Source organism: Pseudomonas sp. CFBP 8771 (genome assembly GCF_014841695.1).
Lineage (GTDB): Bacteria > Pseudomonadota > Gammaproteobacteria > Pseudomonadales > Pseudomonadaceae > Aquipseudomonas > Aquipseudomonas baltica.
In genome coordinates this window covers 132,339-159,270 of sequence record NZ_JACYUJ010000004.1, presented here as the reverse complement: position 1 = coordinate 159,270, position 26,932 = coordinate 132,339, and the positions used below count along the sequence as shown (strand labels likewise).

At 63.4% G+C, this 26,932-nt stretch carries 26 protein-coding genes, 1 tRNA gene and 1 riboswitch; of the genes, 13 read left to right on the top strand and 14 right to left on the bottom strand.

The window, feature by feature from the left end:
* Window positions 1–7 precede the first annotated feature (7 nt).
* Window positions 8–793 (bottom strand): sulfite exporter TauE/SafE family protein, encoded by a 786-nt coding sequence (locus IFT80_RS10585; RefSeq protein ID WP_122480548.1) that lies wholly within the window; start codon window positions 791–793, stop codon window positions 8–10.
* Window positions 794–914: 121 nt separating this feature from the next.
* Here IFT80_RS10585 and IFT80_RS10580 point away from each other — a divergent pair, with 121 nt between their 5' ends.
* Window positions 915–1,658, top strand: a complete 744-nt coding sequence (locus tag IFT80_RS10580; RefSeq protein ID WP_192137533.1) for an NRDE family protein — start codon at window positions 915–917, stop codon at window positions 1,656–1,658.
* Between the two features lie 11 nt (window positions 1,659–1,669).
* Here the strand turns inward: IFT80_RS10580 and IFT80_RS10575 are convergent, their stop codons facing one another.
* The 3 genes from IFT80_RS10575 to IFT80_RS10565 form a co-directional block, all read right to left on the bottom strand.
* Complete coding sequence (locus IFT80_RS10575) at window positions 1,670–2,497, bottom strand: TIGR03915 family putative DNA repair protein (RefSeq protein ID WP_192137532.1); 828 nt, start codon at window positions 2,495–2,497, stop codon at window positions 1,670–1,672.
* A complete protein-coding gene (locus tag IFT80_RS10570) occupies window positions 2,494–3,714 on the bottom strand; it encodes a putative DNA modification/repair radical SAM protein (RefSeq protein WP_122480551.1) in 1,221 nt (406 codons plus the stop codon). The genes IFT80_RS10575 and IFT80_RS10570 overlap by 4 nt, the downstream gene beginning before the upstream one ends.
* Before the next feature lie 123 nt (window positions 3,715–3,837).
* Window positions 3,838–4,233, bottom strand: a complete 396-nt coding sequence (locus IFT80_RS10565) for an acyl-CoA thioesterase (RefSeq protein WP_122480552.1) — start codon at window positions 4,231–4,233, stop codon at window positions 3,838–3,840.
* Window positions 4,234–4,429: 196 nt separating this feature from the next.
* A riboswitch (S-adenosyl-L-homocysteine riboswitch) is annotated at window positions 4,430–4,537 on the top strand.
* 21 nt (window positions 4,538–4,558) lie between these two features.
* Between IFT80_RS10565 and ahcY the strand changes: the two genes are divergently transcribed.
* From ahcY to IFT80_RS10540, 5 genes are all read left to right on the top strand, one after another.
* Window positions 4,559–5,968, top strand: coding sequence for an adenosylhomocysteinase (ahcY, locus tag IFT80_RS10560; protein WP_192058916.1), 1,410 nt, complete (start codon window positions 4,559–4,561; stop codon window positions 5,966–5,968).
* A 69-nt stretch (window positions 5,969–6,037) separates the two neighbouring features.
* Window positions 6,038–6,883 (top strand): methylenetetrahydrofolate reductase [NAD(P)H], encoded by an 846-nt coding sequence (gene metF / locus IFT80_RS10555; protein WP_122480554.1) that lies wholly within the window; start codon window positions 6,038–6,040, stop codon window positions 6,881–6,883.
* Window positions 6,884–6,961: 78 nt separating this feature from the next.
* Window positions 6,962–8,044 (top strand): hypothetical protein, encoded by a 1,083-nt coding sequence (locus tag IFT80_RS10550; RefSeq protein WP_192137531.1) that lies wholly within the window; start codon window positions 6,962–6,964, stop codon window positions 8,042–8,044.
* A gap of 52 nt (window positions 8,045–8,096) precedes the next feature.
* Window positions 8,097–8,927, top strand: coding sequence for a substrate-binding periplasmic protein (locus tag IFT80_RS10545; protein ID WP_192058915.1), 831 nt, complete (start codon window positions 8,097–8,099; stop codon window positions 8,925–8,927).
* Window positions 8,928–9,148: 221 nt separating this feature from the next.
* Window positions 9,149–11,029, top strand: a complete 1,881-nt coding sequence (locus IFT80_RS10540; protein WP_192137530.1) for a DEAD/DEAH box helicase — start codon at window positions 9,149–9,151, stop codon at window positions 11,027–11,029.
* Window positions 11,030–11,096: 67 nt separating this feature from the next.
* On the opposite strand, the gene IFT80_RS10535 is transcribed toward IFT80_RS10540, so the two are convergent.
* From IFT80_RS10535 to IFT80_RS10525, 3 genes are all read right to left on the bottom strand, one after another.
* Entirely contained in the window at window positions 11,097–11,696 is a 600-nt protein-coding gene (locus IFT80_RS10535; RefSeq protein WP_122480558.1) for a YceI family protein, read from the bottom strand.
* A gap of 37 nt (window positions 11,697–11,733) precedes the next feature.
* Entirely contained in the window at window positions 11,734–12,285 is a 552-nt protein-coding gene (locus IFT80_RS10530) for a cytochrome b (protein WP_122480559.1), read from the bottom strand.
* Window positions 12,286–12,483: 198 nt separating this feature from the next.
* Window positions 12,484–14,244, bottom strand: coding sequence for a flavin monoamine oxidase family protein (locus IFT80_RS10525; protein WP_192137529.1), 1,761 nt, complete (start codon window positions 14,242–14,244; stop codon window positions 12,484–12,486).
* Window positions 14,245–14,433: 189 nt separating this feature from the next.
* Between IFT80_RS10525 and IFT80_RS10520 the strand changes: the two genes are divergently transcribed.
* Both IFT80_RS10520 and IFT80_RS10515 read left to right on the top strand, forming a co-directional pair.
* On the top strand, window positions 14,434–15,840 hold the full coding sequence (locus IFT80_RS10520) for an adenosylmethionine--8-amino-7-oxononanoate transaminase (protein WP_192137528.1): 1,407 nt from the start codon (window positions 14,434–14,436) through the stop codon (window positions 15,838–15,840).
* A gap of 133 nt (window positions 15,841–15,973) precedes the next feature.
* Window positions 15,974–16,693: a 16S rRNA (uracil(1498)-N(3))-methyltransferase gene (locus tag IFT80_RS10515; protein ID WP_185794879.1), complete on the top strand. Its 720-nt coding sequence runs from the start codon at window positions 15,974–15,976 to the stop codon at window positions 16,691–16,693.
* Window positions 16,694–16,696: 3 nt separating this feature from the next.
* Here IFT80_RS10515 and trhA read toward each other — a convergent pair whose 3' ends face one another.
* Entirely contained in the window at window positions 16,697–17,314 is a 618-nt protein-coding gene (gene trhA, locus IFT80_RS10510; RefSeq protein ID WP_192102805.1) for a PAQR family membrane homeostasis protein TrhA, read from the bottom strand.
* Between the two features lie 115 nt (window positions 17,315–17,429).
* On the opposite strand from trhA, the gene IFT80_RS10505 reads away from it, so the two are divergent.
* A complete protein-coding gene (locus IFT80_RS10505) occupies window positions 17,430–17,636 on the top strand; it encodes a hypothetical protein (RefSeq protein WP_192137527.1) in 207 nt (68 codons plus the stop codon).
* Between the two features lie 87 nt (window positions 17,637–17,723).
* On the opposite strand, the gene hisF is transcribed toward IFT80_RS10505, so the two are convergent.
* The 6 genes from hisF to IFT80_RS10475 all read right to left on the bottom strand — a co-directional run bounded on the left by hisF (window position 17,724) and on the right by IFT80_RS10475 (window position 22,699).
* Entirely contained in the window at window positions 17,724–18,494 is a 771-nt protein-coding gene (gene hisF, locus IFT80_RS10500) for an imidazole glycerol phosphate synthase subunit HisF (protein ID WP_043191638.1), read from the bottom strand.
* 90 nt (window positions 18,495–18,584) lie between these two features.
* Window positions 18,585–19,322: a 1-(5-phosphoribosyl)-5-[(5-phosphoribosylamino)methylideneamino]imidazole-4-carboxamide isomerase gene (hisA, locus tag IFT80_RS10495; protein WP_192102803.1), complete on the bottom strand. Its 738-nt coding sequence runs from the start codon at window positions 19,320–19,322 to the stop codon at window positions 18,585–18,587.
* A 42-nt stretch (window positions 19,323–19,364) separates the two neighbouring features.
* On the bottom strand, window positions 19,365–19,622 hold the full coding sequence (locus IFT80_RS10490) for a DUF2164 domain-containing protein (protein ID WP_122480565.1): 258 nt from the start codon (window positions 19,620–19,622) through the stop codon (window positions 19,365–19,367).
* Window positions 19,622–20,260: an imidazole glycerol phosphate synthase subunit HisH gene (gene hisH, locus IFT80_RS10485; protein ID WP_122480566.1), complete on the bottom strand. Its 639-nt coding sequence runs from the start codon at window positions 20,258–20,260 to the stop codon at window positions 19,622–19,624. Before hisH ends, IFT80_RS10490 begins: the two co-directional genes overlap by 1 nt.
* Window positions 20,260–20,853: an imidazoleglycerol-phosphate dehydratase HisB gene (gene hisB / locus IFT80_RS10480; RefSeq protein WP_043191647.1), complete on the bottom strand. Its 594-nt coding sequence runs from the start codon at window positions 20,851–20,853 to the stop codon at window positions 20,260–20,262. Before hisB ends, hisH begins: the two co-directional genes overlap by 1 nt.
* Before the next feature lie 187 nt (window positions 20,854–21,040).
* Window positions 21,041–22,699 carry an OFA family MFS transporter gene (locus tag IFT80_RS10475; RefSeq protein WP_122480567.1) on the bottom strand — a complete coding sequence of 553 codons (1,659 nt, stop codon included), beginning with the start codon at window positions 22,697–22,699 and terminating at the stop codon, window positions 21,041–21,043.
* Between the two features lie 407 nt (window positions 22,700–23,106).
* On the opposite strand from IFT80_RS10475, the gene IFT80_RS10470 reads away from it, so the two are divergent.
* The 4 genes from IFT80_RS10470 to IFT80_RS10455 all read left to right on the top strand — a co-directional run bounded on the left by IFT80_RS10470 (window position 23,107) and on the right by IFT80_RS10455 (window position 26,836).
* The gene (locus IFT80_RS10470; RefSeq protein ID WP_192137526.1) at window positions 23,107–25,335 is read left to right on the top strand and encodes an AsmA family protein; all 2,229 of its coding nucleotides are present in this window, start codon (window positions 23,107–23,109) and stop codon (window positions 25,333–25,335) included.
* Window positions 25,332–26,396: an A/G-specific adenine glycosylase gene (mutY, locus tag IFT80_RS10465; protein WP_192137525.1), complete on the top strand. Its 1,065-nt coding sequence runs from the start codon at window positions 25,332–25,334 to the stop codon at window positions 26,394–26,396. Before IFT80_RS10470 ends, mutY begins: the two co-directional genes overlap by 4 nt.
* Window positions 26,396–26,668: an oxidative damage protection protein gene (locus tag IFT80_RS10460; protein WP_043191657.1), complete on the top strand. Its 273-nt coding sequence runs from the start codon at window positions 26,396–26,398 to the stop codon at window positions 26,666–26,668. Before mutY ends, IFT80_RS10460 begins: the two co-directional genes overlap by 1 nt.
* A 92-nt stretch (window positions 26,669–26,760) precedes the next feature.
* Window positions 26,761–26,836, top strand: a tRNA-Phe gene (locus IFT80_RS10455).
* The last annotated feature ends 96 nt before the right edge of the window (window positions 26,837–26,932 follow it).

The following is a 26,932-nucleotide window of genomic DNA, read 5'->3' as shown; positions in this document are numbered from 1 at the left end:
CGATTCCTCAGCTAAGCAAAAAACTCATGCCGACGCTGAACAGCAGCGCGGCGAACAGGCGTTTGAGCACACGTGGCGATAACTTGTGCGCCAGGCGTGCCCCGTATTTGGCGAAAAACATGCTGGTGATGGCGATGCCCGCCAAGGCCGGCAGGTAGACGAATCCGAAACTATGCGCTGGCAGGCCCGGCTCGTGCCAGCCCAGCACCATGAAACTTGTCGCGCTGAACAGGGCGATCGGCAGGCCGACCGCCGAGGACGTCGCGACGGCCTGCTGCATGGACACGCTGCGCCAGGTCAGGAACGGCACGGTCAACGAGCCGCCACCGATACCGAATATGGCCGAAGCCCAACCGATCACCGTGCCGGCCACGCCCAGACCCAGTTTGCCGGGTACCTGGCGGGTGGCCTTGGGCTTGAAGTCCAGTGCCATCTGCACGGACACCAGCACGGCGAACACGCCGATGATTTTCTGCAGGTGCGGGCCCTGGATCAGCGACGCGGTGAACGCGCCGATGCCTGCGCCTACCACGATACCCAGGGTCATCCAGCCGACCACTGGCCACTGCACCGCTTTCATCCGGTGGTGGGCACGAATGGCATTGATCGAGGTGAACACGATAGTGGCCAGCGAGGTGCCCACCGCCAGGTGCGTCAGTACCGAGGCATCGAAGCCCTGCAAGGTGAAGCTGAACACCAGCACTGGCACGATGATGATACCGCCGCCCACGCCGAACAGGCCGGCCAGCACGCCAGCGCAGGCACCGAGCAGTAGATACAGCGCGAATTCCATGGTTGCCCCCGTAAACAGTTCGGCATGGTACCGGAACCGGTGCCCCACGCTCCACCTTGCAGCGATGGATAGGCGCGCCGGGGATCGGTAGAGTGAAGCCAAACTACAAGGATTTCCACGTATGTGCCTGATCGTTTTCACCTGGCAGCCCGGTGATGCCCACCCGCTGGTGCTGGCGGGCAACCGTGACGAATTCCACGCACGGCCCACGGCGCCCCTGTCCCCGTGGCGGGAACACCCTGGCGTTCACGCCGGGCGGGATCTGGAAGCCGGCGGTACCTGGCTGGGCATCGGGCCCGAGCAGCGCATCGCCGCCCTGACCAATATCCGCCGACCTGGCCAGCCGCCCGCTCGGCGCTCCAGAGGTGATCTGGTCGCAGGCTTTCTCACCGGCACGGAGTCGATCGACGATTACCTGCAGCGTGTCATGGACCGCCTGGACGAGTATGCCGGATTCAATCTGCTGCTCGGCGATGGCCAGCGCCTGTGCTACCTGCACTCGGCCGCAGGCTCCCCGCAGTATCTGTCGGCGGGCACCTATGGATTATCCAATGCCGGGCTCGATACGCCATGGCCCAAGCTGGTGAAGGCCCGTCAGGGGCTGGAGGCATTGGGCAGCCAGCCCCATGCGCTGCTGGACATGCTGGCCGACCCGGCCCAGGCGCCCGAGCATGCATTGCCCGACACCGGCGTGGGCCTGGCCACCGAGCGGTTGCTCTCGAGCGTATTCATTACCGGAGCCAGCTACGGGACGCGGGCCAGCACCGTGGTCATCGTCGATGCCGCAGGTCGTCGGGAAATGATCGAGCGCAGCTTCGGCCCACTGGGCAGCGCACTGGCCGAAGTGCACCTGCAATCGGTCTAGCCAGTTGTGCGCTAAACCGAACGGCCGATGCGTTTGCCCTGGCGCTTGCCGATGTCGCTGGCCTGGCCATCGCGCTGCTTGCCGGTGCGGGCATCGCTGATCAGGCCGGGAATCAATGCCCCTTCAGGCAGATTCTTCCAGAAGCGGGTGGGCAGGTGGCCCTGCATGACCTTGGGGTTCAGGCGCGCAGGATTGAAGATGTGGCTGTAATAGGTCAGCCACAGCTCGCCTTGCGGGTCGTGCGCCTGCTGCGCCAGCTGTTGCCATTCCAGCGGGCACTGCCGCTCGTGGATCAACTGCGCCCCGTCGTAATAGACCCCGTCCTGGGGCGTTGCGATCAGCCAGCGACTGCGCCCCATACGGCCGATGAAATGCTCGCTGGCGAGGGCCAGAATATCGTGGGCCGGCTCATGCCAGGCCACGTACTCGGGGCCCGGTGGCCCCTCGGCCGCCGCCGGCAGCTCGACGAAACGCAGGAAGGCATGCAGATGGTGGCTTTCGCGTCGCACCTGCTTGATGCGCCGGTGCAGTTCACTGCCCAGGCGATCACCCGCCAGCATGGCCGTGCGATCGCCGTGACTGACGCGCCAGAGCACCTCGTACAACAGGCTCCAGCGTTGCTCGCCGCGGTACTGCGCTGCGCTTTCCAGAAGCTCGATGAGGGCTAGGGGAATGCGCGCCTGGAATGGCCCGATTTCCGCCGGGTAGTGCTCGTCCGTGGCGAACAGGTCCGCCACGGTGTTCCAGCCCACATGACTCGGATCGATCTGATGGCTGAGCAGCCAGCGCGCCTGTTGCCGCCAGGTCGCGAACAGGTCGTCGCAATCCAGGCATATCATCCCCACAGCCCCAACTGCTGGGGTTGCGGGCGATCACGCAGCTGGTCGCGCAGCAACAGGGTGGAGATTTCTGCCTGTTGTGGATGGTAATCGCTGGTGATGAAGAACGGCTTGGCCTTGGCCAGCACGCAGCGCAGGCGAGTCAGGTCTTCATAGCGAATCCGTCGCTGCCGGCGTAGCTCCACCAGGCGCTTGGTGGTACGCAGGCCAATACCGGGTATGCGCGCGATCAGCGCCGGTTCGGCACGGTTCAGGTCCAACGGGAAAACGCTTCGGTTTTCCAGGGCCCAGGCCAGTTTCGGGTCGATGTCCAGCGCCAGGTCGCCCGGACCGGACAGCAATTCGTCCGCCTTGTAGCCATAGCTGCGCAGCAGGAAGTCGGCCTGGTAGAGGCGGTGCTCGCGCATCAGCGGCGGTGCTGCCAGCGGCACGCTCTTGGGGCTGTTGGGAATGGGGCTGAACGCCGAATAATAGACCCGCTTCAGGCCGAAGTTGCCGTACAGCGACTCGGCGCTGTGCAGGATGGTGCTGTCATCGGTCTGGTCGGCACCGACGATCATCTGCGTGCTCTGCCCGGCCGGTGTGAAACGCGGCGCGCGCGGCTCGTTGAGCACGGTCTGCTGACCGGTGTAGATGGTGCTCATGGCTTTCTTGATCGACGCCACGTCTTTTTCCGGGGCCAGGGTCTGCAGGCTGGCATCGGTGGGCAGCTCGATGTTGACGCTCAAGCGATCGGCATAGCGACCGGCTTCGGCGATCAGCGCCGGGTCCGCTTCGGGAATGGTCTTGAGGTGGATGTAACCGCGAAACTGATGTTCCTCGCGCAGCAGGCGTGCAACGCGAATCAACTGCTCCATGGTGTAGTCGGCCGAGCGAATGATGCCGGAGCTCAGGAACAGTCCGCTGATGCAGTTGCGGCGATAGAAATCCACCGTCAGCCGCACCACTTCCTCGGGCGTAAAGCGTGCCCGCGGCACGTCACTGGAGCGGCGGTTGACGCAATACTGGCAATCGAACAGGCAGAAGTTGGTCAACAGGATCTTGAGCAGCGATACACAGCGGCCGTCCGGCGTGTAGCTGTGGCAGATGCCCATGCCATTGGTCGAGCCCAGCCCGCCCTTGCCTTCCGAGCTGCGCTTGGGCGCACCGCTGCTGGCGCACGAGGCATCGTACTTGGCGGCGTCGGCGAGGATGCTGAGCTTATCGATCAATTGCATGAAATTTCCCGATACTGTTTTTATGTACAGTACAGAAATACCGGGCTGCCAGCAACGCCACCGGTCGGCCAGAAGCCAGGCAATACGCGGCCTGGGCCCCGACCTTCGGTAACCCGCAAGGGCTCAGCCGACGGTGTCGAACTGATCCTTGATGTAGCGGATTTCGCTGCGTCCGTGAGGCGCTGGCAGGCCATCTTCGCCGAGGTTGACGAATACCAGCTTGTCCACGGTGAGGATGCTCTTGCGGGTGATCTTGTTGCGCACTTCGCAGGTCAGGGTGATGGAGGTACGCCCGAATTCGGTGGCGGTGATGCCCAGCTCGATGATGTCGCCCTGGCGCGAAGCGCTGACGAAGTTGATCTCGGAGATGTACTTGGTCACCACGCGCTGATTGCCCAACTGGACGATGGCGTAGATGGCCGCTTCCTCGTCGATCCAGCGCAGCAGGCTGCCACCGAACAAGGTGCCGTTGGGGTTGAGGTCTTCGGGTTTTACCCATTTGCGCGTATGAAAATTCATGCTGGCTCCTCTGTTCTTCACCTAAGTGGCTCGAATCATGGCAGACCGCGGCGCCCGGCTCCATTGAGCTTTGCCTATGAATACCATTATCGATCCGGCGCTGATCGTCAGAAATACTTTGGCAGCTGGGCACATCGCTATATAATCGCCACCGATTCACCCAACGGCCTTTTTCACTCCCGGCCGTTCCCGCCACCCGTCCGAGGGGCGCTGCAGCAGGTTCGACCTGTCAGGCTCGGATGGGGCGTTGTCCCTACAGGCTTTGCCTGGGGACGCCAAACGCACACAACGGCGCCCATTCGAACCTTACGAATGGAGGCTCTTAATGAGCGCTGTACTTACGCCTGCTGGTTTTTCCGATTTCAAAGTCGCCGACATCTCCCTGGCTGCCTGGGGCCGTCGCGAAACCATCATTGCCGAGTCGGAAATGCCCGCGCTGATGGGCCTGCGCCGCAAATATGCCGGCCAGCTGCCGCTCCAGGGCGCGAAGATCCTGGGTTGCATCCACATGACCATCCAGACCGCCGTGCTGATCGAGACCCTGGTCGCCCTGGGTGCCGAAGTGCGCTGGTCCTCGTGCAACATCTTCTCCACCCAGGATCAGGCCGCTGCAGCCATCGCTGCCGCCGGTATCCCGGTGTTCGCCTGGAAAGGTGAAACCGAGGAAGAATACGAGTGGTGCATCGAGCAGACCATCCTCAAGGACGGCCAGCCATGGGATGCCAACATGATCCTGGACGACGGCGGCGACCTGACCGAAATCCTGCACAAGAAATACCCGGCCATGCTGGACAAGGTCCACGGCGTGACCGAAGAAACCACCACCGGCGTACACCGCCTGCTGGACATGCTGGCCAAGGGCGAACTGAAGATCCCGGCCATCAACGTCAACGACTCGGTGACCAAGAGCAAGAACGACAACAAGTACGGCTGCCGTCACAGCCTCAACGACGCCATCAAGCGCGGCACCGACCACCTGCTGTCGGGCAAGCAGGCGCTGGTGATCGGCTATGGTGACGTGGGCAAGGGCTCGGCCCAGTCGCTGCGTCAGGAAGGCATGATCGTCAAGGTTTCCGAAGTCGACCCGATCTGCGCCATGCAGGCCTGCATGGATGGCTACGAGCTGGTGTCGCCATTCGTCGACGGCATCAACGACGGCACCGAAGCGAGCATCGACAAGGCACTGCTGGGCAAGATCGACCTGATCGTCACCACCACCGGTAACGTCAACGTCTGCGATGCCAACATGCTCAAGGCGCTGAAGAAGCGTGCCGTGGTCTGCAACATCGGCCACTTCGACAACGAAATCGACACCGCTTTCATGCGCAAGAACTGGGCATGGGAAGAGGTGAAGCCGCAGGTACACAAGATTCACCGCACCGGTGCCGGCAGCTTCGACGCGCAGAACGACGACTACCTGATCCTGCTGGCCGAAGGCCGTCTGGTTAACCTGGGCAATGCCACTGGTCACCCAAGCCGCATCATGGACGGCTCGTTCGCCAACCAGGTGCTGGCGCAGATCTTCCTGTTCGAGCAGAAATACGCCGACCTGGACGCCAACGGCAAGGCTGCGCGCCTGACCGTCGAAGTGCTACCGAAGAAACTCGACGAGGAAGTGGCCCTGGAAATGGTCCGCGGCTTCGGCGGCGTGGTCACCCAGCTGACCCAGCAGCAGGCCGACTACATCGGCGTCACCGTCGAAGGTCCGTTCAAGCCAGAAGCCTATCGCTACTAAGCTTCTGCACCGTTGATACGGCGGGCCAGCCAACCCTGGCCCGCTCGATGGGTTTACCGAGAAACTGCCATGTCTCAAGATCGTCCCTTAAGCTTCGAGTTCTTTCCGACCAAGACCGATGCCGGGCATGAAAAGCTGATGGGCGTTGCCCGCCAGTTGGCTGCCTACAAACCCGATTTCTTTTCCTGCACCTACGGCGCTGGCGGTTCGACCCGCGACCGTACGCTGAACACCGTTCTGCAGCTGGAAAACGAAGTCAATGTTCCCGCCGCTCCGCACCTGTCGTGTGTGGGCGACAGCAAGCAGGACCTGCGTGGCCTGCTCGATCAGTACAAAGCGGCCGGCATCAAGCGCATCGTTGCCCTGCGCGGCGACCTGCCTTCGGGCATGGGCATGTCCAGCGGCGAACTGCGCCATGCCAACGACCTGGTCGAGTTCATTCGCGCCGAAACCGGCGACCACTTCCACATCGAAGTGGCGGCCTACCCGGAGATGCATCCGCAGGCGCGCAATTTCGAAGATGACCTGGTCAACTTCGCGCGCAAGGCCAACGCCGGCGCCAGCAGCGCAATCACTCAGTACTTCTTCAACGCCGACAGCTACTTCTACTTCGTCGAGCGTGTGCAGAAGCTGGGCGTGAACATTCCGATCGTGCCCGGCATCATGCCGATCACCAACTACAGCAAGCTGGCGCGTTTCTCCGACGCCTGCGGCGCAGAAATCCCGCGCTGGGTGCGCAAGCAGCTGGAAGCCTACGGCGATGACGTGAAAAGCATCCAGGCGTTCGGCGAGCAAGTGATCACGCAGATGTGTGAGCGTTTGTTGCAGGGCGGCGCACCGGGCCTGCACTTCTATACCCTTAACCAGGCAGAACCCAGCCTGGCCGTATGGAACAATCTGAAACTCAGCAGCTGAGTCTTCTCAGGCGGCCACAGGGCCTCGGCACATTGCCGGGGCCTTTTTTCGTCGTTCATCAGCATCAGAATCAGGTCCATGGTCACTCAAACCCGCTCTTCTCGCCCGCAACTGGTCTACCTCGTGTTCGGTGCCGACACCTATCACCGGGAAGCCATCTTCAGCATCTGCAGCGCCCTGGCGCGTCTACGTGAAACGCCCGGTCACCGCATCGATATCCAGGTGTTCACCGACGACCCCGCGCCCTACGGCGACCTGCCGGTACGCGTGCGCAATTTCGACGCGGCCACCCGCAAGGCGTGGATGCAACCGCACGGTTACCACTTCCGCATCAAGCACATGGCGCTGCTCGAAGTGCTGCGCGAATCCGAAGTCGCTCTGCTGATCGACACCGATACCTTCTTCCATCAATCGCCGCTGGCGCTGTTCGAGCGCATCGCGCCGGGGAGCCTGCTGTGCAACGCGATCGGTATCCGCTATGGCGACTGCCGGGAAAGCGTGCTGTACAGCGCATTGAGCGAAGAACTGCAGGCGCGCGGCCTGGCCGATGACCAGATGCCCCTGATCAACTCCGGGGTGATCGGCCTGCATGCCGACGATGCCTGCCTGCTCGAGCGCTCGATCGAGCTGATGGACGACCTGTACCCGCGGGCCCAGGGTGCCTACATCCTGGAGGAGTTCTGCCTGGGCATCGCCGCCTACCGGCACTACGCCCTGCGTGAATGCCCCGACCTGATCCACCACTACTGGAGCCGCAAGCAGCTGTTCCGGGCCAAGGTCATGGCGTGGCTGCGCAAGCACCAAAACGTGCCGCTCGATCCTGCTGCGCTGGACGATACCCGGCAGGTCACCGCCCAGTTGCCGCGTCCGCCCGCTGCGCAACGCCTGCTGTTCAAGGCCGTGACCCTGCTGCTGCCCGGTCATCAGCGGCAGTTCGTGCGCGAAGTGCTGTATGGCTGCTATCCCCATGCCAACGAGTTCGATCAGGCCTGCGCGCCCGTCTGGTGGGAAAAGGCTCAGGACAACGTCGAGCGGCGCATGCGCACGCCGCTGCAGCCGCGGCAACTGGAACAGTGGCTGGGGCATCCCGGCGTTCGTTTACTGCTGGGCCGCCGCCGCAGCTCCATCTATCAGCACCTGACGAGCCGGCAAAAGTCCTGAAAGCCCGGCGCAGACCTTTTCAAGCGGAGCCAGCCGTCGTAATCTCCGGCCCATGGTTGCCATCCTCCGCTCGTTGCCCTCTGCGCTTCTCCTTTGCTGGTGCCTGCAGGCCCACGGCGAAACGCTGCGCATCGTCACCGATTCATGGGCGCCCTACGCCTTCGAGGAAAACGGTAAGGCGCAGGGAATCGACTACGACATCACCGCGCTGATCTTCGAGCGCCTGGGCATTCAAGTGCAGTGGCAATTCCTGCCGTGGAAACGCTGCCTGGCCATGCTCGATCAAGGCCAGGCCGACGGCATCCTCGATATTTTCCAGACCAACGAGCGCGATGCCAGCCTGTTCTATCCCAGGGAGCCGCTGTCGGAGGTGGAATGGGTGTTCTACCAGGCCAACGATCGCCCTCACCCCGTGCAGAGCATGGCCGACCTCAAGGGGCTGACCGTGGGCATAACGGCGGGGTACGACTACGGTGACGAGTTCGCCCAGGCGCCTGGCGTGATCCGCGAGAGCGGACCCAGCCAGGAAGCCAACTTCGGCAAGCTGGCCAAGGCACGCATCGACCTGCTGATCACCGACCGCCGGGTGGGCGAATACACCGTCAAGCGTCTGGGCATGGAGCAGCGGGTCAGTCGGCTGCCCATGGAGATCGGCAGCAATCCGCAGTTTCTGGCGGTACGCCGCGGCGCCGGGATGGACCTGCTGGTGCAGCGCTTCGCCGCGGAACTGCGCCGGTTCAAACAGGAGCCGGCCTACGCGCAGTTGCTGGCACGCTATGCCGACGCGCCAATGAGTGGTAAAACGCTACCTTCCGCTGCGCCGCAGATACTGCGGCAACCGCCCGCGAGCACCGCTGGGCAGCGTGAAAGCAGCGCAATGTGATTGCTCTGTTATACTCGGCCCTTGTGCCAGGCTTACGTCCGGCCGCTCGGCCTTGCCAAGGCCTCTCGAAGCACCTGCCAGCTGGGCTTGCGCCCGCGCACCGCTTCGTGAAGCCCCCTTTGCAACCCCAGCAGGACCGGACGCGACAGTGTCATCACACACCCGTCGCGCCAGGCAAGATTATCCCTCGGGCATAAGCCCCTACTAGAACAGGATTACTCATGTCCTTTGCTTCCCTCGGTCTCTCCGAGGCTCTAGTCCGCGCCATCGAGGCAGCGGGCTACACCCAGCCCACACCGGTGCAACAGCGGGCCATTCCCGCCGTGTTGCAAGGCCGCGACCTGATGGTTGCCGCTCAGACAGGTACAGGTAAGACCGGCGGTTTCGCCCTTCCGATTCTGGAACGGCTGTTCCCAGGTGGTCACCCGGACAAATCCCAACGTCATGGCCCGCGCCAACCGCGCGTGCTGGTCCTGACCCCGACGCGCGAGCTCGCCGCCCAGGTTCACGACAGCTTCAAGACGTACGCTCGCGACCTGAAATTCGTCAGCGCCTGTATCTTCGGCGGTGTCGGCATGAACCCGCAGGTTCAGGCCATGTCCCGCGGTGTCGACGTGCTGGTGGCCTGCCCCGGTCGTCTGCTCGACCTGTGTGGCCAGGGCAGTGTCGATCTGTCCCACGTTGAAATCCTCGTGCTCGACGAAGCCGACCGCATGCTCGACATGGGCTTCGTGCACGACGTCAAGAAAGTGCTCTCGCGCCTGCCGTCCAAGCGTCAGAACCTGCTGTTCTCGGCGACGTTCTCCAAGGACATCACCGACCTCGCCGGCAAGCTGCTGCACAACCCCGAGCGCATCGAAGTCACGCCGCCCAATACCACGGTCGAGCGCATCGAGCAGCGCGTCTATCGCCTGGCCTCGAGCCACAAGCGCTCGCTGCTGGCGCACCTGATCACTCAGGGCGCATGGGAGCAGGTGCTGGTGTTCACCCGTACCAAGCACGGCGCCAACCGCCTGGCCGAGTACCTGGAGAAGCATGGCCTGAGCGCCGTGGCCATCCACGGCAACAAGAGCCAGAACGCACGCACCAAGGCCCTGGCCGACTTCAAGGCCGGCGCCGTACGCATCATGGTTGCCACCGACATCGCTGCCCGTGGCCTGGACATCGACCAGTTGCCCCACGTGGTCAACTTCGAGCTGCCCAACGTCGACGAAGACTACGTGCACCGCATTGGCCGTACTGGCCGTGCCGGTCGCAGTGGCGAAGCGATCTCGCTGGTCGCGCCGGACGAAGAGAAGCTGCTCAAGAGCATCGAGCGCATGACCAAGCAGAAGATCCCGGACGGTGATCTGATGGGGTTCGATGCCAGCACCGTGGAAGCGGAAAAACCCGAGGTGCGTGAACGCCCTCAGGCCAACAATGCCCGCGGCGCTCGCGCGCCACGCGGCGACGGCAGCAGCAATGCCGGTGGTGGACGCAAGGACAAAGGGAAGGACAAAGGCAAGGAAAAGCCCGCCGGGGCGCGTTCTGAACGCCAACCCCGTGACCAGAAGCCACGCCAGCCCCAAGCTGCGCGCCCGGCCGTAGAATCGACTGTTTCCGCCAACCGTGCGCCGGACGAATTCCTCGATGACGAAGTGGACAATTTCGGCAACCGTGCGGATTACGTCAGCCCCTATCAGGGCAAGAACCAGGGCCGCGGTCGTCGTCCGGGCGCTTCGGCTCCGGCCGGTGCTGCCGCGCCTGCAGCCGCGCCTCGCCAGGGTCGTCCTGCCGGTAGCGCGCCGCGCAGCGGCGGTGCCGCGCGTCCGGCTGGCACCGGTGACAACGCTGGTGCCAAGCGTGGCCCGCGCAGCAACGGGGGTGGCGCGCGTGACGGCCAGCCCCGTCGCGAAAGCAATCCGCGCAACCGCCGCCCGGCGCGTGACGAGCAACCACGCCAGGAACCGGTGGTAGCTGACTCGCGCAACCCGAGCCAACCGGTGATCGTGCACAAGGAATCGAAGATCGATCGTTTCCCGACTGTCGAGCAGCTGGAGCAATTGCCAAGCCGGCCACGGGGTGAAAAGCCTGCGCTGCTGACGCGTAACCGCGAAGGCTGAGCATGAGGTAGGCAGGCCCGCCGCCCTGTGGGAGCGGGCTCTGCCGCGAAGGTTTCAGCACGNTAACTTACTTCGCTTTCACGCCTTCAAACGTGAAGTACAGCTCGACGGTGTCCGACTGTGGACCCAGGTCCATCGACTTGGGCGCGAAGTCCTTGCGGTTGATCGACGTGGTGCCTTCGAAACCGGCACGGTAGCCGCCCCATGGATCCTTGCCTTCACCCAGGAAGGTGGCCTTGATCACGACTGGCTTGGTCACGCCGTGCAGGGTCAGATCGCCAGTCACGTCGGCAGTGGTCTTGCCATCGGCGCTTTTGCCGGTCGGCTTGACGCTGGTGGACTTGAAGGTAGCCTCGGGAAACGCGGCGACGTCCAGGAAGTCCTTGCTGCTGATGTGCTTGTCGCGTTCGGCGTGGTTGGTGAACACGCTGGCAGTCTTCAAGGTCACGTCGATCTTCGAGTCTTCAGGCTTGGCTGCATCGAAGCTGAACGAGCCATCGAAGTCCTTGAAGGTACCGGTGATGAAGCTGTAGCCCAGGTGGCTGATCTTGAAGTCGACGAAAGCGTGCTGGCCTTCCTTGTCGATCTTGTAGTCGGCGGCCATGGCCTGGCCTGCGGTGAACAAGGCAGAGCCAATGGCGAGTGCGGCAAGAGTCTTTTTCAGCATAGAAAGCATTCCTCTGGAAAATTGATAGGTACAGCGGTCAAGCTTTGCGACCCAGCATACGGATGAGGGTTGCATCACGATCGATGAAGTGGTGTTTCAATGCGGCCAGGCCATGCAATACGGCGAATATCACCAATACCCAGGCCAGGTAGAAATGCACGGTACCGGCGGTTTCCGCCTGATCGGGCAACCCACTGACCAATGCCGGAATCTCGAACAGTCCGAACACGGGAATCCCCACGCCGTCGGCCGTCGAGATCAGGTAACCGGCGCTCATCACCAGGAACAGGTCCACATAGAGAAACAGGTGGCCCAGATGAGCCGCAGTGCGGGTGAGCTTGCCTTGATTGGGCGTAGCGGGCGGCGGCGGGCTGATGAAGCGCCAGACCACGCGCAGCAACATGAAGAAGAACAGTACCAGACCGATGCTCTTGTGCAGATCGGGGCCGGCCTTGCGCCATGGGTCGTAATAGCCCAGGCCAACCATCCACAGCCCCAGGGCGAAAAGCCCGAACACGGTCAGCGCGACGCCCCAGTGCAGAACGATGCTGACCCAGCCATAGCGAGAAGTGGAATTACGTAGCTGCATGTGCCTGGACCCTGTAAGAACTGCGCTCAAGATGACTGACTCACCTATCGAATTAAAGCGGAAAATCTCGCTTTGAAATATCGATAAAGTCGATTAAGTCAGTATTAAGCGCAGTGATGTCAGTGACCAGGGTGCAGCAATAGCACGTTGAAGGCTCGCCGCCGCCCTGTGGGAAAGGCGACGGCGAGGGTGTGAAACCTACGGCTGTACCGCAGGCTTTTTCGCTTCTGCCTTGTTTTTCGGTTCGACCGGTTTCTTGGTTTCGACCGGTTTCTTGGCCACAGGCTTCTTCACCTCGGCTTTCTTCGTCTCCGGTTTCTTGGTGTCGACCTTTTTCACCGGTGCGGCCTTTTTCACAGGCTCGGCGTTGACCGGCGCTGGCGCGGGCACCACCACAGGTACCGGGGCGGGCGTTGGTGCTGGCGCAGGTATTGGTGCAGGCGCAGGCGCAGGTGCTGGCTCGACCGGCTTGGCCACCGGCGTCTCGCCCCCGCCAAACCATTTGGAGAAGAACCCAGGCTTGCTGTCCACGGCCTTCGCCGGCACGGCCACTGGCGGAACCACTTTGACCGGCTCGAAGGATTTACCCGCTGCCAGGTCCACAACCTGGCCAGCGGCGTGCTGGCCACTGCGCAGGGCACCTTCCAGCGTGCCTGGGTACAGCGAATCGGTATGCTCACCGGCGAAAGCGATGCGCTGCTGCGGCTTTTCCCAGACCTTCCAGAACTTGCTGATCTGTCCCGGCCCGTAGGCCAGGTAAGCACCACCGTAGGAAGGATCGACACTGTAGCGACGGATTTCATAGCCGGTGAAGGCACCGCGTGCCTGAGGATAGAACGCGTGCAGGCGGATCAACACCTGGTCGACCATCTGCTTGTCGCCGAAGGCCTGCAGCAGGCGAGCGTTGTCACCGGACAGGTTGATCACCACGTTGGCGCCGCCCTTCAAGGCCGGCTCGATCCACAACATGCCCAGACCGGTGTTGCTGTAGATCTCGCCGGACATGCGCGCCTTGCTGTCCCACACCGGCGTCTTGAACTTGAGCAGCAACTGGTCGCGCCAACCGTAGTTGGTGCCTTTGATCGCGGCCAACTGACGATTGTCCAGCGCCGGGGTGAAGGCAATCTTGCCCAGCGCACGCAAGGGGATGGCCAGCACCACGTAACTGGCCTGGTAACCCACCGCGCCGACCTTGACGGTCACGCCGTCCTTGTCCTGACTGATGGCCGAGACCGGCGAATCGGTCTTGATGGTCTTGATCTGTTTGACGAAGGCCTGCGCCAGCACGGGGCTGCCGCCAATCAAGCGTGAAGCGCGCAGATCGCGATCGTCGATGTCTTGGTAAACGCGGCTTTGCTGGGCGAAATACAGCAGCGACAGACGCGATGGTTCGTCATAGCGCGTACGAATTTTCTGATTGATAAGCTGCCGTGCCGTGGCGGGCAGTTGCAGGCGGTCCAGCCAGTTGGACACGTTGATCTGGTCCAGAGCGAACAAGGTGCTGGTCGCGCCGGGGTTTTCCGGGTCCTTGACCGAGCGGGCCAGGTCATCCAGGGTTTTCTCGTAGCGCTTGAGCGCCTCGGCAGTGGCCGGCTGCTTGGTGGCCAGATCGGCGGCGGTGAAGTATTCGCCGTCGATCAGGTAGCCGGGGTTGCGGACGAATTCCGGCGCCGGCTGGGTGGCCAGCTTGAAGGTGTTCACATAGCCGTTGAGCACCGGTTGGATCTTGCTGCCGCCGATCCACTCGCTGGTGGCCAGGCCCGAGCGGCCGCCAAGGCTGGGGCGCGCCTCGAGCAAGGTCACCTGCCAGCCCTTTGCCTGCAGCTCGTAGGCGGCTGTGAGCCCCGCCAGACCGCCGCCGACGACGATCGCCGTCTGTGCCTTGTCATTGCCCAACGCCTGCGCGCTGAACAGCCCCACCACTATCAGCGCCCAAGCGCGCAACCAACCAGCAGACATGCAGAGAACTCCGGCAGAGCAAGCGATATGGCCGGATCATGCCCCGGCAATGGCAAAGTGCCGCGCAGCATACGCCAGCGCCATACTGCCCGCCAGCGCCGCCATCGAGCATGTTTGGGTTGTGAGCCGAGGCCTCATTGCATAGGCTTGCGCGACTGTTTGCCAAGCGTGTTGCCGCGGGAGAAAAAGATGGGACTCAACGATCAGTGGATGAAGCGCGACCTCGAGGTCTTGTGGCATCCCTGTACCCAGATGAAAGACCACGAGCGGCTGCCGCTGATCCCGATCAAGCGCGGTGAAGGCGTATGGCTTGAAGACTTCGAGGGCAAGCGTTACCTGGACGCGGTCAGCTCCTGGTGGGTCAATGTGTTCGGGCACGCCAACCCGCGCATCAATCAGCGCATCAAGGATCAGGTCGACCAGCTGGAACACGTGATCCTGGCCGGCTTCAGCCATCAGCCGGTGATCGAGCTGTCCGAGCGGCTGGTCAAGATGACGCCCGAGGGGCTGACCCGCTGCTTCTACGCCGACAACGGCTCGTCGTGCATCGAAGTCGCGCTGAAGATGAGCTTTCATTACTGGGTCAACCGAGGCCAGCCGAACAAGCAGCGCTTCGTCACGCTGACCAACAGCTATCACGGCGAAACCATTGCGGCGATGTCGGTTGGTGACGTGCCGCTGTTCACCGAAACCTACAAGCCGCTCCTGCTCGACACGCTGAAAGTGCCGAGCCCGGACTGCTACCTGCGGCCCGAAGGGGTGAGTTGGGAGGCGCATTCGCGCACGCTGTTCCAGGCCATGGAACACACCCTGGCCGAGCACCATGAAAGTATTGCTGCGGTGATCATCGAACCGTTGATCCAGGGCGCTGGCGGCATGCGCATGTATCACCCGGTGTACCTCAAGCTGTTGCGCGAGGCGTGCGACCGCTACGGCGTGCACCTGATCCACGACGAAATCGCGGTGGGCTTTGGCCGTACCGGAACGATGTTCGCCTGCGAACAGGCCGGCATCCGTCCGGATTTCCTGTGCCTGTCCAAGGCGCTGACCGGGGGCTACCTGCCGCTGGCCGCCTGTGTGACCACCGATGACGTCTACAGCGCTTTCTACGACGACTACCCGACCCTGCGCGCTTTCCTGCATTCGCACAGCTACACCGGCAATCCGCTGGCCTGTGCCGCGGCGCTGGCGACACTGGACATCTTCGAGCAGGAAAACGTCATCGAGAACAACCGCGCCCTGGCCGAGCGCATGGCCAGCGCCACGGCGCACCTCGTCGATCATGCCCACGTGGCCGAAGTGCGCCAGACCGGCATGGTCCTGGCCATCGAAATGGTCCAGGACAAGGCCAGCAAGACCGCCTACCCCTGGCAGGAGCGGCGCGGATTGAAAGTATTCAACCATGCACTCGAACGTGGCGCGTTGCTGCGGCCGCTGGGCAGTGTGGTGTATTTCCTGCCGCCCTATGTGATCACGCCCGAGCAGATCGACTTCCTGGCCGAGGTGGCCAGCGAGGGGATCGATATCGCCACGCGCAGCAGCGTGAGCGTGCAGGTCGCCGAAGATTTTCACCCAGGGTTTCGCGATCCGGGTTGAGTAGGACGTCGCCTGTACCAGTGCTTTCGCGGCCACTGACCGCTCCTACAAGGGCACACCCTGCAACCGTAGGAGCGGCCAGTGGCCGCGAAGAGGCCCGAATAAACACCAAAAAATCACCAGAGACACCCCCATGCGACTGTCCCGCTTTTTCATCGACGCCCCGCTCGCCCTGGGCGAACACGAACTTCCCGAAGCCCAGGCCCACTACATCGGCCGCGTGCTGCGCATGGCCGCCGGCGACAAGGTGCAGCTGTTCGACGGCAGCGGTCAGGAATACCTCGGCACCTTGCTGGAAGTGGGCAAGAAACGCGTCAGCGTCACCCTCGACGAACAGTTTGCCGGCCAGCCCGATTCGCCGCTGGCCATCCATCTGGGTCAGGGCCTGTCCCGTGGCGAACGGATGGACTGGGCGATCCAGAAAGCTACCGAACTGGGCGTGAGTGAAATCACCCCCCTGGTGAGCGAGCGCTGCGAGGTGCGCCTCAAGGACGAGCGCGCCGACAAGCGCATGGCCCACTGGCGCCAGGTGGCGGTCAGCGCGTGCGAGCAGTGCGGCCGTTCCAGCGTGCCGGTCATTCATGCGCCGCAGGCGCTGGCCGATTGGGTCGCCGCCAGCCACGCCGAACTCAAGTTGGTGCTGCATCCCGTTGCAGAGCCGCTGCTCAGCCATGCAAAACCTGCCAGCCTGGCGTTCCTGATCGGCCCTGAAGGCGGTTTGAGCGATGCCGAAGTGGAGCAGGCCAAGGCTGGCGGCTTTCACGCAGCCCGCCTCGGCCCGCGCGTATTGCGCACCGAAACCGCGCCGGTGGTCGCCCTGGCGGTGGCGCAGCAGCTATGGGGTGATTTCTAGGGTTCAGATGACGTAGAAAAAGATCGCGATGAAGTGCAGCACGCTGCCCGCGATCACGAACAGGTGCCAGATCCCGTGGGCATGGCGCAGGCGCTTGTCCAGTGCAAAGAAGATGATGCCCACGGTGTACAGCGCGCCGCCCGCGGCCAGCCAGGCGAATCCGGCGGGGCCCAGCAGGCGCAGCAACGGCTCGATCGCGACCAGCACGATCCAGCCCATCACCGCGTAGATCACGATGGACAGCACGCGGGCCTCGGAGCGTGGCTTGATCTCCTGCAACATGCCCAGCACCGCCAGCCCCCAGACCACACCGAACAGGCTCCAGCCCCAAGGCCCGCGCAGGGTGACCAGACAGAACGGCGTGTAGCTGCCGGCGATCAGCAGGTAGATCGACAGGTGATCGAGCTTCTGCATGAGCGCTTTGCCGCGCCCGCGCACGCTGTGGTAGATCGTGGAAACGCTGTAGAGCAGGATCAGCGTGCTGCCATAGATGCACACGCTGACGATCTTCCAGGGATCACCTTGAAACGCTGCCACCAGCAGCAGCCAGACAGCACCGACCGCCGCCAGCACAGCCCCAGCCAAATGGGTCCAGGCGTTCATTCGTTCGCCGTGGTACATACAAACTCCTTACCCCTGTAGCAGCGGCGCAAGCCGCGTCAAACGCCGACGCGATCAGCCGTCCCACCGCGCTGCCCGCCGACGCGGCTCGCGCCGCTGCTACAGGGTCGCGGTGATGCCGAACGCGGTTGCCGAAACGGTGACCATCATTACCCGGACGCCGGACGCGGTTGCCGTGAAGGCGATCGTCATTACCCGGACGCCGGACGCGGTTACCGCAACGGCGATCGTCATTACTCGGACGCCGGACGCGGTTGCCGAAACGGCGATCGTCATTACCGGGATGCCGGACGCGGTTACCGCAACGACAGATTCCTTGTAGCAGCGGCGCGAGCCGCGTCGGCGGTGCGTGCGGTGAACCTGGCGCAACGCGGTGACGCCTGACGCGGCTTGCGCCGCTGCTACAGGGTCAGCGGACCACGATGCCTTGCTTCGCCATGAACGCCTTGGCTTCAGGCACGGTGTACTCGCCGAAGTGGAAGATACTGGCGGCCAGCACCGCGCTCGCGCCACCCTGGATCACGCCATCGGCCAGGTGCTGCAGGTTGCCCACCCCGCCGGAAGCGATCACCGGAATGCCCAACGCGTCGCTGATGGCGCGGGTCACGCCCAGGTCGAAGCCGTTCTTCATGCCGTCCTGGTCCATGCTGGTCAGCAGGATTTCACCCGCGCCCAGGCCTTCCATCTTCTGCGCCCATTGCACGGCGTCCAGGCCGGTAGGCTTGCGCCCACCGTGGGTGAAGATCTCCCAGCGCGGCTCTTCGCCGGGCCCCGAGACCTTCTTCGCATCGATGGCCACCACGATGCACTGCGAGCCGAAGCGCGAAGCCGCCTCACCGACGAACTCCGGGTTGAACACCGCAGCCGTGTTGATCGAAACCTTGTCCGCACCGGCATTGAGCAGGTTGCGGATATCCGCCACCGTGCGTACGCCGCCGCCCACGGTCAGGGGGATGAACACCTGGCTGGCCATGCGCTCGACGGTGTGCAGGGTGGTGTCACGGCCATCGACACTGGCGGTGATGTCGAGGAAGGTGATCTCGTCGGCGCCCTGCTCGTCGTAGCGCCGGGCGATCTCGACCGGGTCGCCGGCGTCGCGGATGTTCTCGAACTTGACGCCCTTGACCACTCGGCCGTTGTCCACGTCCAGGCAGGGGATGATGCGTTTGGCCAGGGCCATGGGGGTTCTCCGCTAAAGTTGGACCGAGGTGCAGGCGGACGCGGCTTGCGCCGCTGCTACAGGGAGCCGTGGCGCGAGCTGCGTCCGGCGTTACGCGCTGTACGAATCGCAGAATGCCTGGGCCTCGGCGACGTCCAGGGTGCCTTCGTAGATGGCGCGGCCAGTGATGGCGCCGATGATGCCCGGCGCCTTGGCATCCAGCAGGGCACGGATGTCGCCCAGGTTGTGGATACCGCCGGAGGCGATCACCGGGATCTTGGTCGCAGCCGCCAGAGCAGCCGTGAAGGGCACGTTGCAGCCCTGCATCATGCCGTCCTTGGCGATGTCGGTGTAGACGATCGCCGACACGCCATCGGCCTCGAACCGCTTGGCCAGGTCGATGACCTGCACCGTGCTTACTTCGGCCCAGCCGTCGGTGGCGACGAAGCCATCCTTGGCGTCCAGGCCGACGATGACCTTGCCGGGGAATGCACGGCAGGCCTCGGCGACGAACTCGGGCTGCTTGACCGCCTTGGTGCCGATGATCACGTAGCTCACGCCGGCCTTGACGTAGTGCTCGATGGTTTCCAGCGAGCGGATGCCGCCGCCGATCTGGATCGGCAGGTGCGGGTAGCGCTTGGCAATGGCGGTGACCACATCGCCGTTCACCGGCTGGCCTTCGAAGGCACCGTTGAGGTCGACCAGGTGCAGGCGACGGCAGCCGCCCTCGACCCACTTGGCGGCCATGCTCACCGGATCGTCCGAAAACACCGTGGAATCTTCCATGCGGCCCTGGCGCAGGCGCACGCAGGCACCGTCTTTAAGATCGATAGCGGGGATAATCAGCATCTGCAAAAACCTTCGAAGTCGGTGAACGGCGATGCTCGGAAGTCAGTTCTTCTCGAGCGCCCACAGGTCGCTCTCGATGCTTTCGAACCTCTCGCTGAGGTGCGCCTGCACATCGAAAATCGCCCTGTTGTAATAGTGTGGAGCCATTTCGCGGGTGAACAGCTCGAGCACCTCGAGGGCCTCGAACGAACCCAGATCGAGATCGAAGCGGTCACGCATGAACCGCTTGATCTTCTCGGCCGCTTCGCTCTCCTGCTCCGGCGTCAGGGTAAGAATGGGCGGCTTGCTGGCCTTGCCCATTACCAGCGTCCATCCCAGGCTGCGAAATTCTGCAGCAGCTGCAGGCCATGGGTATGGCTCTTCTCGGGGTGGAATTGCACGGCGAAGCGTGACCCCTCGGCCAGTGCCGCGGCGAAGTCGCGACCGTAATGGCCGCGCCCCACCACCTGGCCCGGCTTGCCGGCCTCGATGTAATAGCTGTGCACGAAGTAGAAACGCGCCAGGTCCGGAATGTCGTGCCACAGCGGGTGATCCACCGCCTGCTGCACTTCGTTCCAGCCCATGTGCGGGACCTTCAGGTGCTCGCCACCTTCGTGCAGGTCCTTGCCGAAAAAGCGCACCTTGCCGGGAAACACGCCGATGCAGTCGACGCCGGCGTTCTCTTCGCTGTGCTCCATCAACGCCTGCATGCCGACGCAGATACCCAGGAAGGGCCGGTCCTGACTGACTTCGCGCACCAGCACATCGAAGCCCAAGCGACGGATTTCAGCCATGCAGTCGCGAATGGCACCCACACCGGGAAAGACCACGCGGTCGGCTTCACGAATGACATTGGCGTCACTGGTGATCAGCACCTTGCCGGCACCGACATGCTCCAGAGCCTTGGCCACCGAATGCAGGTTGCCCATGCCGTAGTCGATTACCGCGACGGTCTGCATCAGAGCACGCCCTTGGTCGACGGCATCTGCCCGGCCATGCGTTCGTCGACCGCAACGGCCATGCGCAGCGCGCGGCCGAAAGCCTTGAACACGGTTTCGATCTGGTGATGGGTGTTGTGCCCACGCAGGTTGTCGATGTGCAGGGAGACGTTGGCGTGGTTGACGAAGCCCTGGAAGAACTCCTGGAACAGATCCACATCGAAGCCGCCGACGGTGGCGCGGGTGTAGGGCACGTGCATCTGCAGGCCGGGGCGGCCGGAGAAGTCGATGACCACGCGCGACAGCGCTTCGTCCAGCGGGACGTAGGCGTGGCCGTAGCGAAAGATGCCTTTCTTGTCGCCGATGGCCTTGGCGAATGCCTGGCCCAAGGTGATGCCGACGTCCTCCACGGTGTGGTGGTCGTCGATGTGCAGGTCGCCCTTGCACTCGATGTCCAGGTCGATCAGCCCGTGCCGGGCGATCTGGTCAAGCATGTGCTCAAGAAAAGGAACGCCGATATCGAATCGGGCCTTTCCGGTGCCATCCAGGTTGATCGAGGCTTTGATCTGGGTTTCCAGAGTGTTGCGCTCGACGAACGCGATACGTTCGGCCATCACCAGCTCCGCAAAATCGTTGGGCGAAAAAGGTGATCATTATAGGCACGCAGGCGGGAAACGGGAACAGAAGAGGGGGGAAAGGATGATCTGCGGTGGCCTTTTCGCGGCCGATGACCGCTCCTACGGGATGTCGTAGGAGCGGTCAGTGGCCGCGAACGGGCCACCGCCGATTCAAGCATCTACATCAATGAAACAGCACCGCCGTCTTCTGCAGGGTCACCCACACACCCCACGCCAACGGAATGCCCACGGCCAGCCAGGCAGCGATGGCCAGCGGCTTGGAAGCCGGATTGGCCTTCCACTCCAGCACGGTCGTGCCGTCTGCACCTTTGTCATGGCCCAGCGCCTGCTCGGCCTTGAGCTCGGCATCGGTCATGAAGTACTTGTCGGCCACCGGACGCACCAGCGCGTTGCAGATGAAACCCAGCACCAGCAAACCGGAGAGGATGTACAACGTGGTGTCGTACACGGCCGCGCGCGGAACGCCCTGCGCCAGTTGGTAGTCACGCAGGTTGGTCACCAGCACCGGACCCAGCACACCGGCCACGGCCCAGGCGGTCAACAGGCGACCGTGGATGGCGCCGACCATCTGCGTGCCGAACAGGTCGGCCAGGTAGGCCGGAACCGTGGCGAAGCCGCCGCCGTACATCGACAGCACGATGCAGAAGGCTGCCACGAACAGCGCGATGCTGCCCGAATGACCCAGGGTCGGTACCGAGGCGTACAGTGCCACGCCCAGGGCGAAGAACACGAAGTAGGTCACCTTGCGGCCGATGTAGTCGGAGAACGAAGCCCAGAAGAAGCGTCCACCGATGTTGAACAGGCTGAGCAAGCCGGTGAAGCCCGCCGCGATGGCAGCGATCTGCGCCAGTTGCGCCGAGTCCAGCTGGTTGAACGCCAGGTCCACGCCCAGCAGCTTGCCGCCGAACACTTCCTGCAGCAGCGGCGAAGCCATGCCGAGGATGCCGATACCTGCGGAAACGTTGAGGCACAGTACCAGCCACACCAGGGCGAACTGAGGCGTCTTCCAGGCCACGTTCACGTGCACGTGGCGGTTGGTGATCATGCCCTTGGCCTTCTTCGCCGGAGCGACGTAGCCTTCAGGCTTCCAACCGGTAGGCGGCACGCGGTAGGACAATGCGCCGCCGATCATGAAGACGAAGTAGATCGCCGCCATCACCAGGAAGCTCTGCCACACGCCGACGCTGGTAGGCGAGGCGAAATGGCCCATCAGGACCGCTGCCAGCGGTGCGCCCACCATGGCGCCGCCACCGAAGCCCATGATCGCCATGCCGGTAGCCATGCCGCGCTTGTCCGGGAACCATTTGATCAGGGTCGATACCGGGGAAATGTAGCCCAGCCCCAGGCCGATACCGCCGATCACGCCCGAGCCCAGCCACATCAGCCAGATCTGGTGGGTGTAGATACCCAACGCGGAAATGACCAGACCACCGCACCAGCACAGTGCCGAAACCACCCCGGCCTTGCGCGGCCCGGCGTGCTCCAGCCAGCCACCCCAGATGGCCGCCGAGCAACCCAGGAAGATGAAGAACAGTGTGTAGATCCAGCTCAGCATCGACACCGACCAATCACAGGACGATGAAAACACCTGGCTGAAGAAGCTCATGTCGGGCGCGCACGCCACTGGCGCGGTGATACCGATCGCCTTGGACAATGGCAGCCAGAACACCGAAAAACCGTACGCCATGCCGATGCACAAGTGAATGGCCAACGCAGCTGGTGGAACCAGCCAGCGGTTGAAGCCAGGCTTGGCGATGATCCGCTCCTTGGACAGGAATCCTGGCTGGGCACCCACGCCGCCGCCCGAAAGACTACTGCTCATTTTGTAACCCCCGTTGATTTTTGTAGTTCAGCTGTCTGCACACAAATGCGCCCACATTCTTCACGCGCGTTGGCGATCGATTGTTTTATCGGCAGCACTTGGCAAATCGCGACATAAAGTCGCAGCGGACAGTTGAAGGGGCGGAGATTACCACTAGATGTAACCAATGGAAGCAAACTGCTATCCCTTTATCGCGATGAACTGCCAGGTGGTTGGCAAAATCCCCCTGAATGGCTCGGCAGTCGCCCGATGGAGCGGTGAAACCCACGGCCCAAAGCGCTTGGGCGACCTTCACGAAGCGACCGTCGGTGCCCAATGAAATGGCACCGACGGACCGCCCACATCGCCAGTCGCACAACGTTATACTCTCCCGCTAACTTCCAAAATTCGGACTAAAGGACTCGCCCATGAAAGCGTTCGGCAAAATCCTCGGCCTGTGCATTCTCGGTCTGTTGTTGATTCTGGTGGCCCTGGGCTTCGCCCTCACCCACCTGTTCGACCCCAACGACTACAAGGACGAGATTCGCCAACTGGCACGGGACAAGGCTCACGTCGAGCTGACCCTCAACGGGGACATCGGCTGGAGCCTGTTCCCATGGCTGGGCCTGGAACTGCACGACGCCAGCGTGGCCACCCTCGCCAACCCCAAGGCACCCTTCGCCGACCTGCAGATGCTCGGGCTGTCCGTGCGCGTGCTGCCGCTGCTGCGCAAGGAAGTGCAGATGAGCGACGTACGGGTCGAAGGCCTGAACCTGTCCCTGGAACGTGATGCCAACGGCCACGGCAACTGGGAAGACATCGGCAAGCCGCTGCCCGTCACCACGGCCGACGCCACCGACCCGAATGCACCGGCAGTCACCGAGCCGGGCAAACCGCAGGCGCCCTCGCGCCCGGTCAAGCTCGACATCGACAGCCTGACCGTGAACAACGCCCGCGTGCAGTACAACGACGTGCGCACAGGCCGCATGTACACCGCCGAAAGCATCCAGCTGAGCACCGGCGCCGTCCATGAAGGCGCGGACATTCCGCTGAAACTGACCGCTTTCCTGGGCACCAACCAGCCGGTCGTGCGGGCCCGCACCGAGCTTGCCGGCGAGCTTCGCTTCGATCGCGTGCTCAAGCGCTACCAGCTCGAAGACATGCGCCTGAGCGGTGAAGCCTCGGGCGACCCGCTGCAGGGCAAGACCGTGACCTTCAGCGCGCAGGGGCAGTTGCTGCTCGACCAGTCCGCCAACGTCGCCGAATGGACCGGCCTCAAGCTGGCCGCCAATCAGCTGCGCGCGCTGGGCGAACTGCGCGTGCGCAATCTGGACAGCGACCCTCAGCTCACCGGCGGCCTGTCGATTGCCGAGTTCGACCTGCGCGCGTTCTTCGACGGCATCGGCCAACCGCTGCCGGCGATGGCACCGGGCAGCCTCGGTAAGTTCGAGCTGGTCAGCCGCCTGCAGGGCACCCGCGACAGCCTTGGTCTGGAAGACCTGACGCTGAAACTGGACGACAGCACCTTCACCGGCCGCATCGCCGTGGACGATTTTGCCCGCCAGGCCCTGCGCCTGCAGCTCAAGGGCGACACCTTCAACGCCGATCGCTACCTGCCGGCCAAGACCGAAAAGGCCACCAATGCCAGCGCGGCGCGCCAGGCCGAAGTGCAGAACAGCGAAGCGGCCGCAGTCGCCTCGGGCGAATCACCGCTGCCGGAGCCCCCGACCCGCGGCGCCTGGAGCGATGACCGCCTGCTGCCCGTGGAGCGTCTGCGCGCCCTGGACGTGCAGGCCGACCTGACCATTGGCCAACTGACCCTGAAGGGCCTGCCTGTGCACAACGCCACCCTCAAGGCGCAGGGCCAGGGCGGCATGCTGACCCTGCAGACCCTGGCCGGCGGCCTCTACAACGGCAGCTTCAACACCCAGGGCACGCTCGACGTGCGCCCGGACATGCCGCTGCTGGCGTTGCAGACACGCATCGACAAGGTGCCGGTGGAAAACTTCATCAAGACGCAGAACGCCAACCCACCGCTGCGCGGCCTGTTGAACCTCAACAGCAACCTCAGCGGTTCAGGCAACAGCCAGAAGGCCCTGGTCGAATCGCTCAACGGTACCGCCAGCTTCGTCCTCAACGACGGCGTGCTGGTCAACGCCAACCTCGAGCAGCAGATCTGCCGCGGCATCTCCGTGCTCAACCGCAAAACGCTCAACGGCGAACCGCGCGGCAAGGACACGCCGTTCAAGGAGCTCAAGGGCAGCCTGGTGTTCCGTAACGGTGTGGCCAGCAACCAGGACCTGCTCGTGCGCATCCCCGGCCTGACCGTGAAGGGCAACGGCGACGTCGATCTGCGCGTGCTGGGCATGGACTACCGCATTGGTGTGGTGGTCGACGGCGAACAAGGCACCAGCGCCGACCCGGCCTGCCAGGTGGGCGAGCGCTTCGTCGGCGTCGAGCTGCCGCTGCGCTGCCGCGGCCCGCTGGAGATGGGCGCCAAGGCCTGCCGCATCGACCGTGACGGCTTGGGCCAGGTCGCCGCCAAGCTGGCCGGCGACCGTATTCGCGACAAGATCGACGAGAAGCTCGAAGAAAAACTGGGCGACAAGGTCGATCCAAAACTCAAAGACGCATTGCGAGGTCTGTTCAACCGATGAGCCCCGAGCAGTTTTCCAGCGCCGTGCTGGAATGGTACGACCGCAATGGCCGGCATGATCTGCCCTGGCAGCAGGGCATCAACCCTTACCGGGTATGGGTGTCGGAAATCATGCTGCAGCAGACCCAGGTCAGCACGGTACTGAACTACTTCGACCGCTTCATGGCCGCGCTGCCCACGGTGCAGGCGCTGGCCGAGGCGCCGGAAGACGAAGTGCTGCACCTGTGGACCGGGCTGGGCTATTACACCCGCGCGCGCAACCTGCAGAAAACCGCGAAAATCGTGATGAGCGAGCACGGCGGCGAGTTTCCCCGCAACGTCGAGAAGCTGGTCGAGCTGCCCGGTATCGGCCTGTCCACGGCCGGGGCTATCGCCAGCATCAGCATGGGCCTGCGCGCGCCGATCCTCGACGGCAACGTCAAGCGCGTGCTCGCCCGCTACACCGCGCAGGAAGGCTACCCAGGCGAGCCCAAGGTGGCCAAGGCGCTGTGGGCCACCGCCGAGCGCCTGACTCCGCAGACCCGTGTGAACCACTACACCCAGGCAATGATGGACCTGGGCGCCACGCTGTGCACCCGCAGCAAGCCCAGCTGCCTGCTGTGCCCGCTGGAAAAGAGCTGTGAAGCGCACATGCTCGGCCTGGAAATCCGCTACCCGATACCCAAGCCGCGCAAGACCATCCCGCAACGCGCAACACTGATGCCCCTGCTCGCCAACCGCGACGGCGCCATCCTGCTCTACCGAAGGCCCTCGACAGGCCTGTGGGGCGGCCTGTGGAGCCTTCCGCAGCTCGATGACCTGAGCGACCTCGATCACCTTGCCGACCAGCACGCACTGCACATGCTCGCACGCCGTCAATTGCCAGCCCTGACCCACACTTTCAGCCACTTCCAGCTGGCCATCGACCCCTGGCTGGTGCAGGTCGAACAGACCGCCCACCACGTGGCCGAGGCCGACTGGCTCTGGTATAACCTCGCCACACCGCCGCGCCTGGGCCTCGCAGCCCCGGTGAAGAAGCTGCTGCAACACGCAGCCGACGCCTTGAACGCAGGAGATCTGTAATGACCCGCACCGTACTGTGCCGTAAGTACAAAGAAGAACTGCCTGGCCTGGAACGCCCTCCCTACCCCGGCGCCAAGGGCGAAGACATCTACAACCACGTCTCCCAGCAAGCCTGGGGCGACTGGCAGAAACACCAGACGCTGCTGATCAACGAGCGCCGCCTGAACATGATGAACGCCGAAGACCGCAAATTCCTCCAGGGCGAAATGGACAAGTACCTGTCCGGCGAGGAATACGCCAAGGCCGACGGCTACGTACCACCCGCCGAATAACCCAGCAAAATCGTAAGCGACGGTAATGATTAAAATTTTTTTCGACATCACGCTTGACGACCCGTCGAAAAACCAGTTTAATGCGCCCCGTTGCCCAGATAGCTCAGTCGGTAGAGCAGGGGATTGAAAATCCCCGTGTCGGCGGTTCGATTCCGTCTCTGGGCACCACTAATACCGAGAAACCCCTGAATTGAAAGATTCAGGGGTTTTTTATTGGGCGGGATTTGGGGGCGAGGCACGCACATCTTTTTGCAGATCAATCTG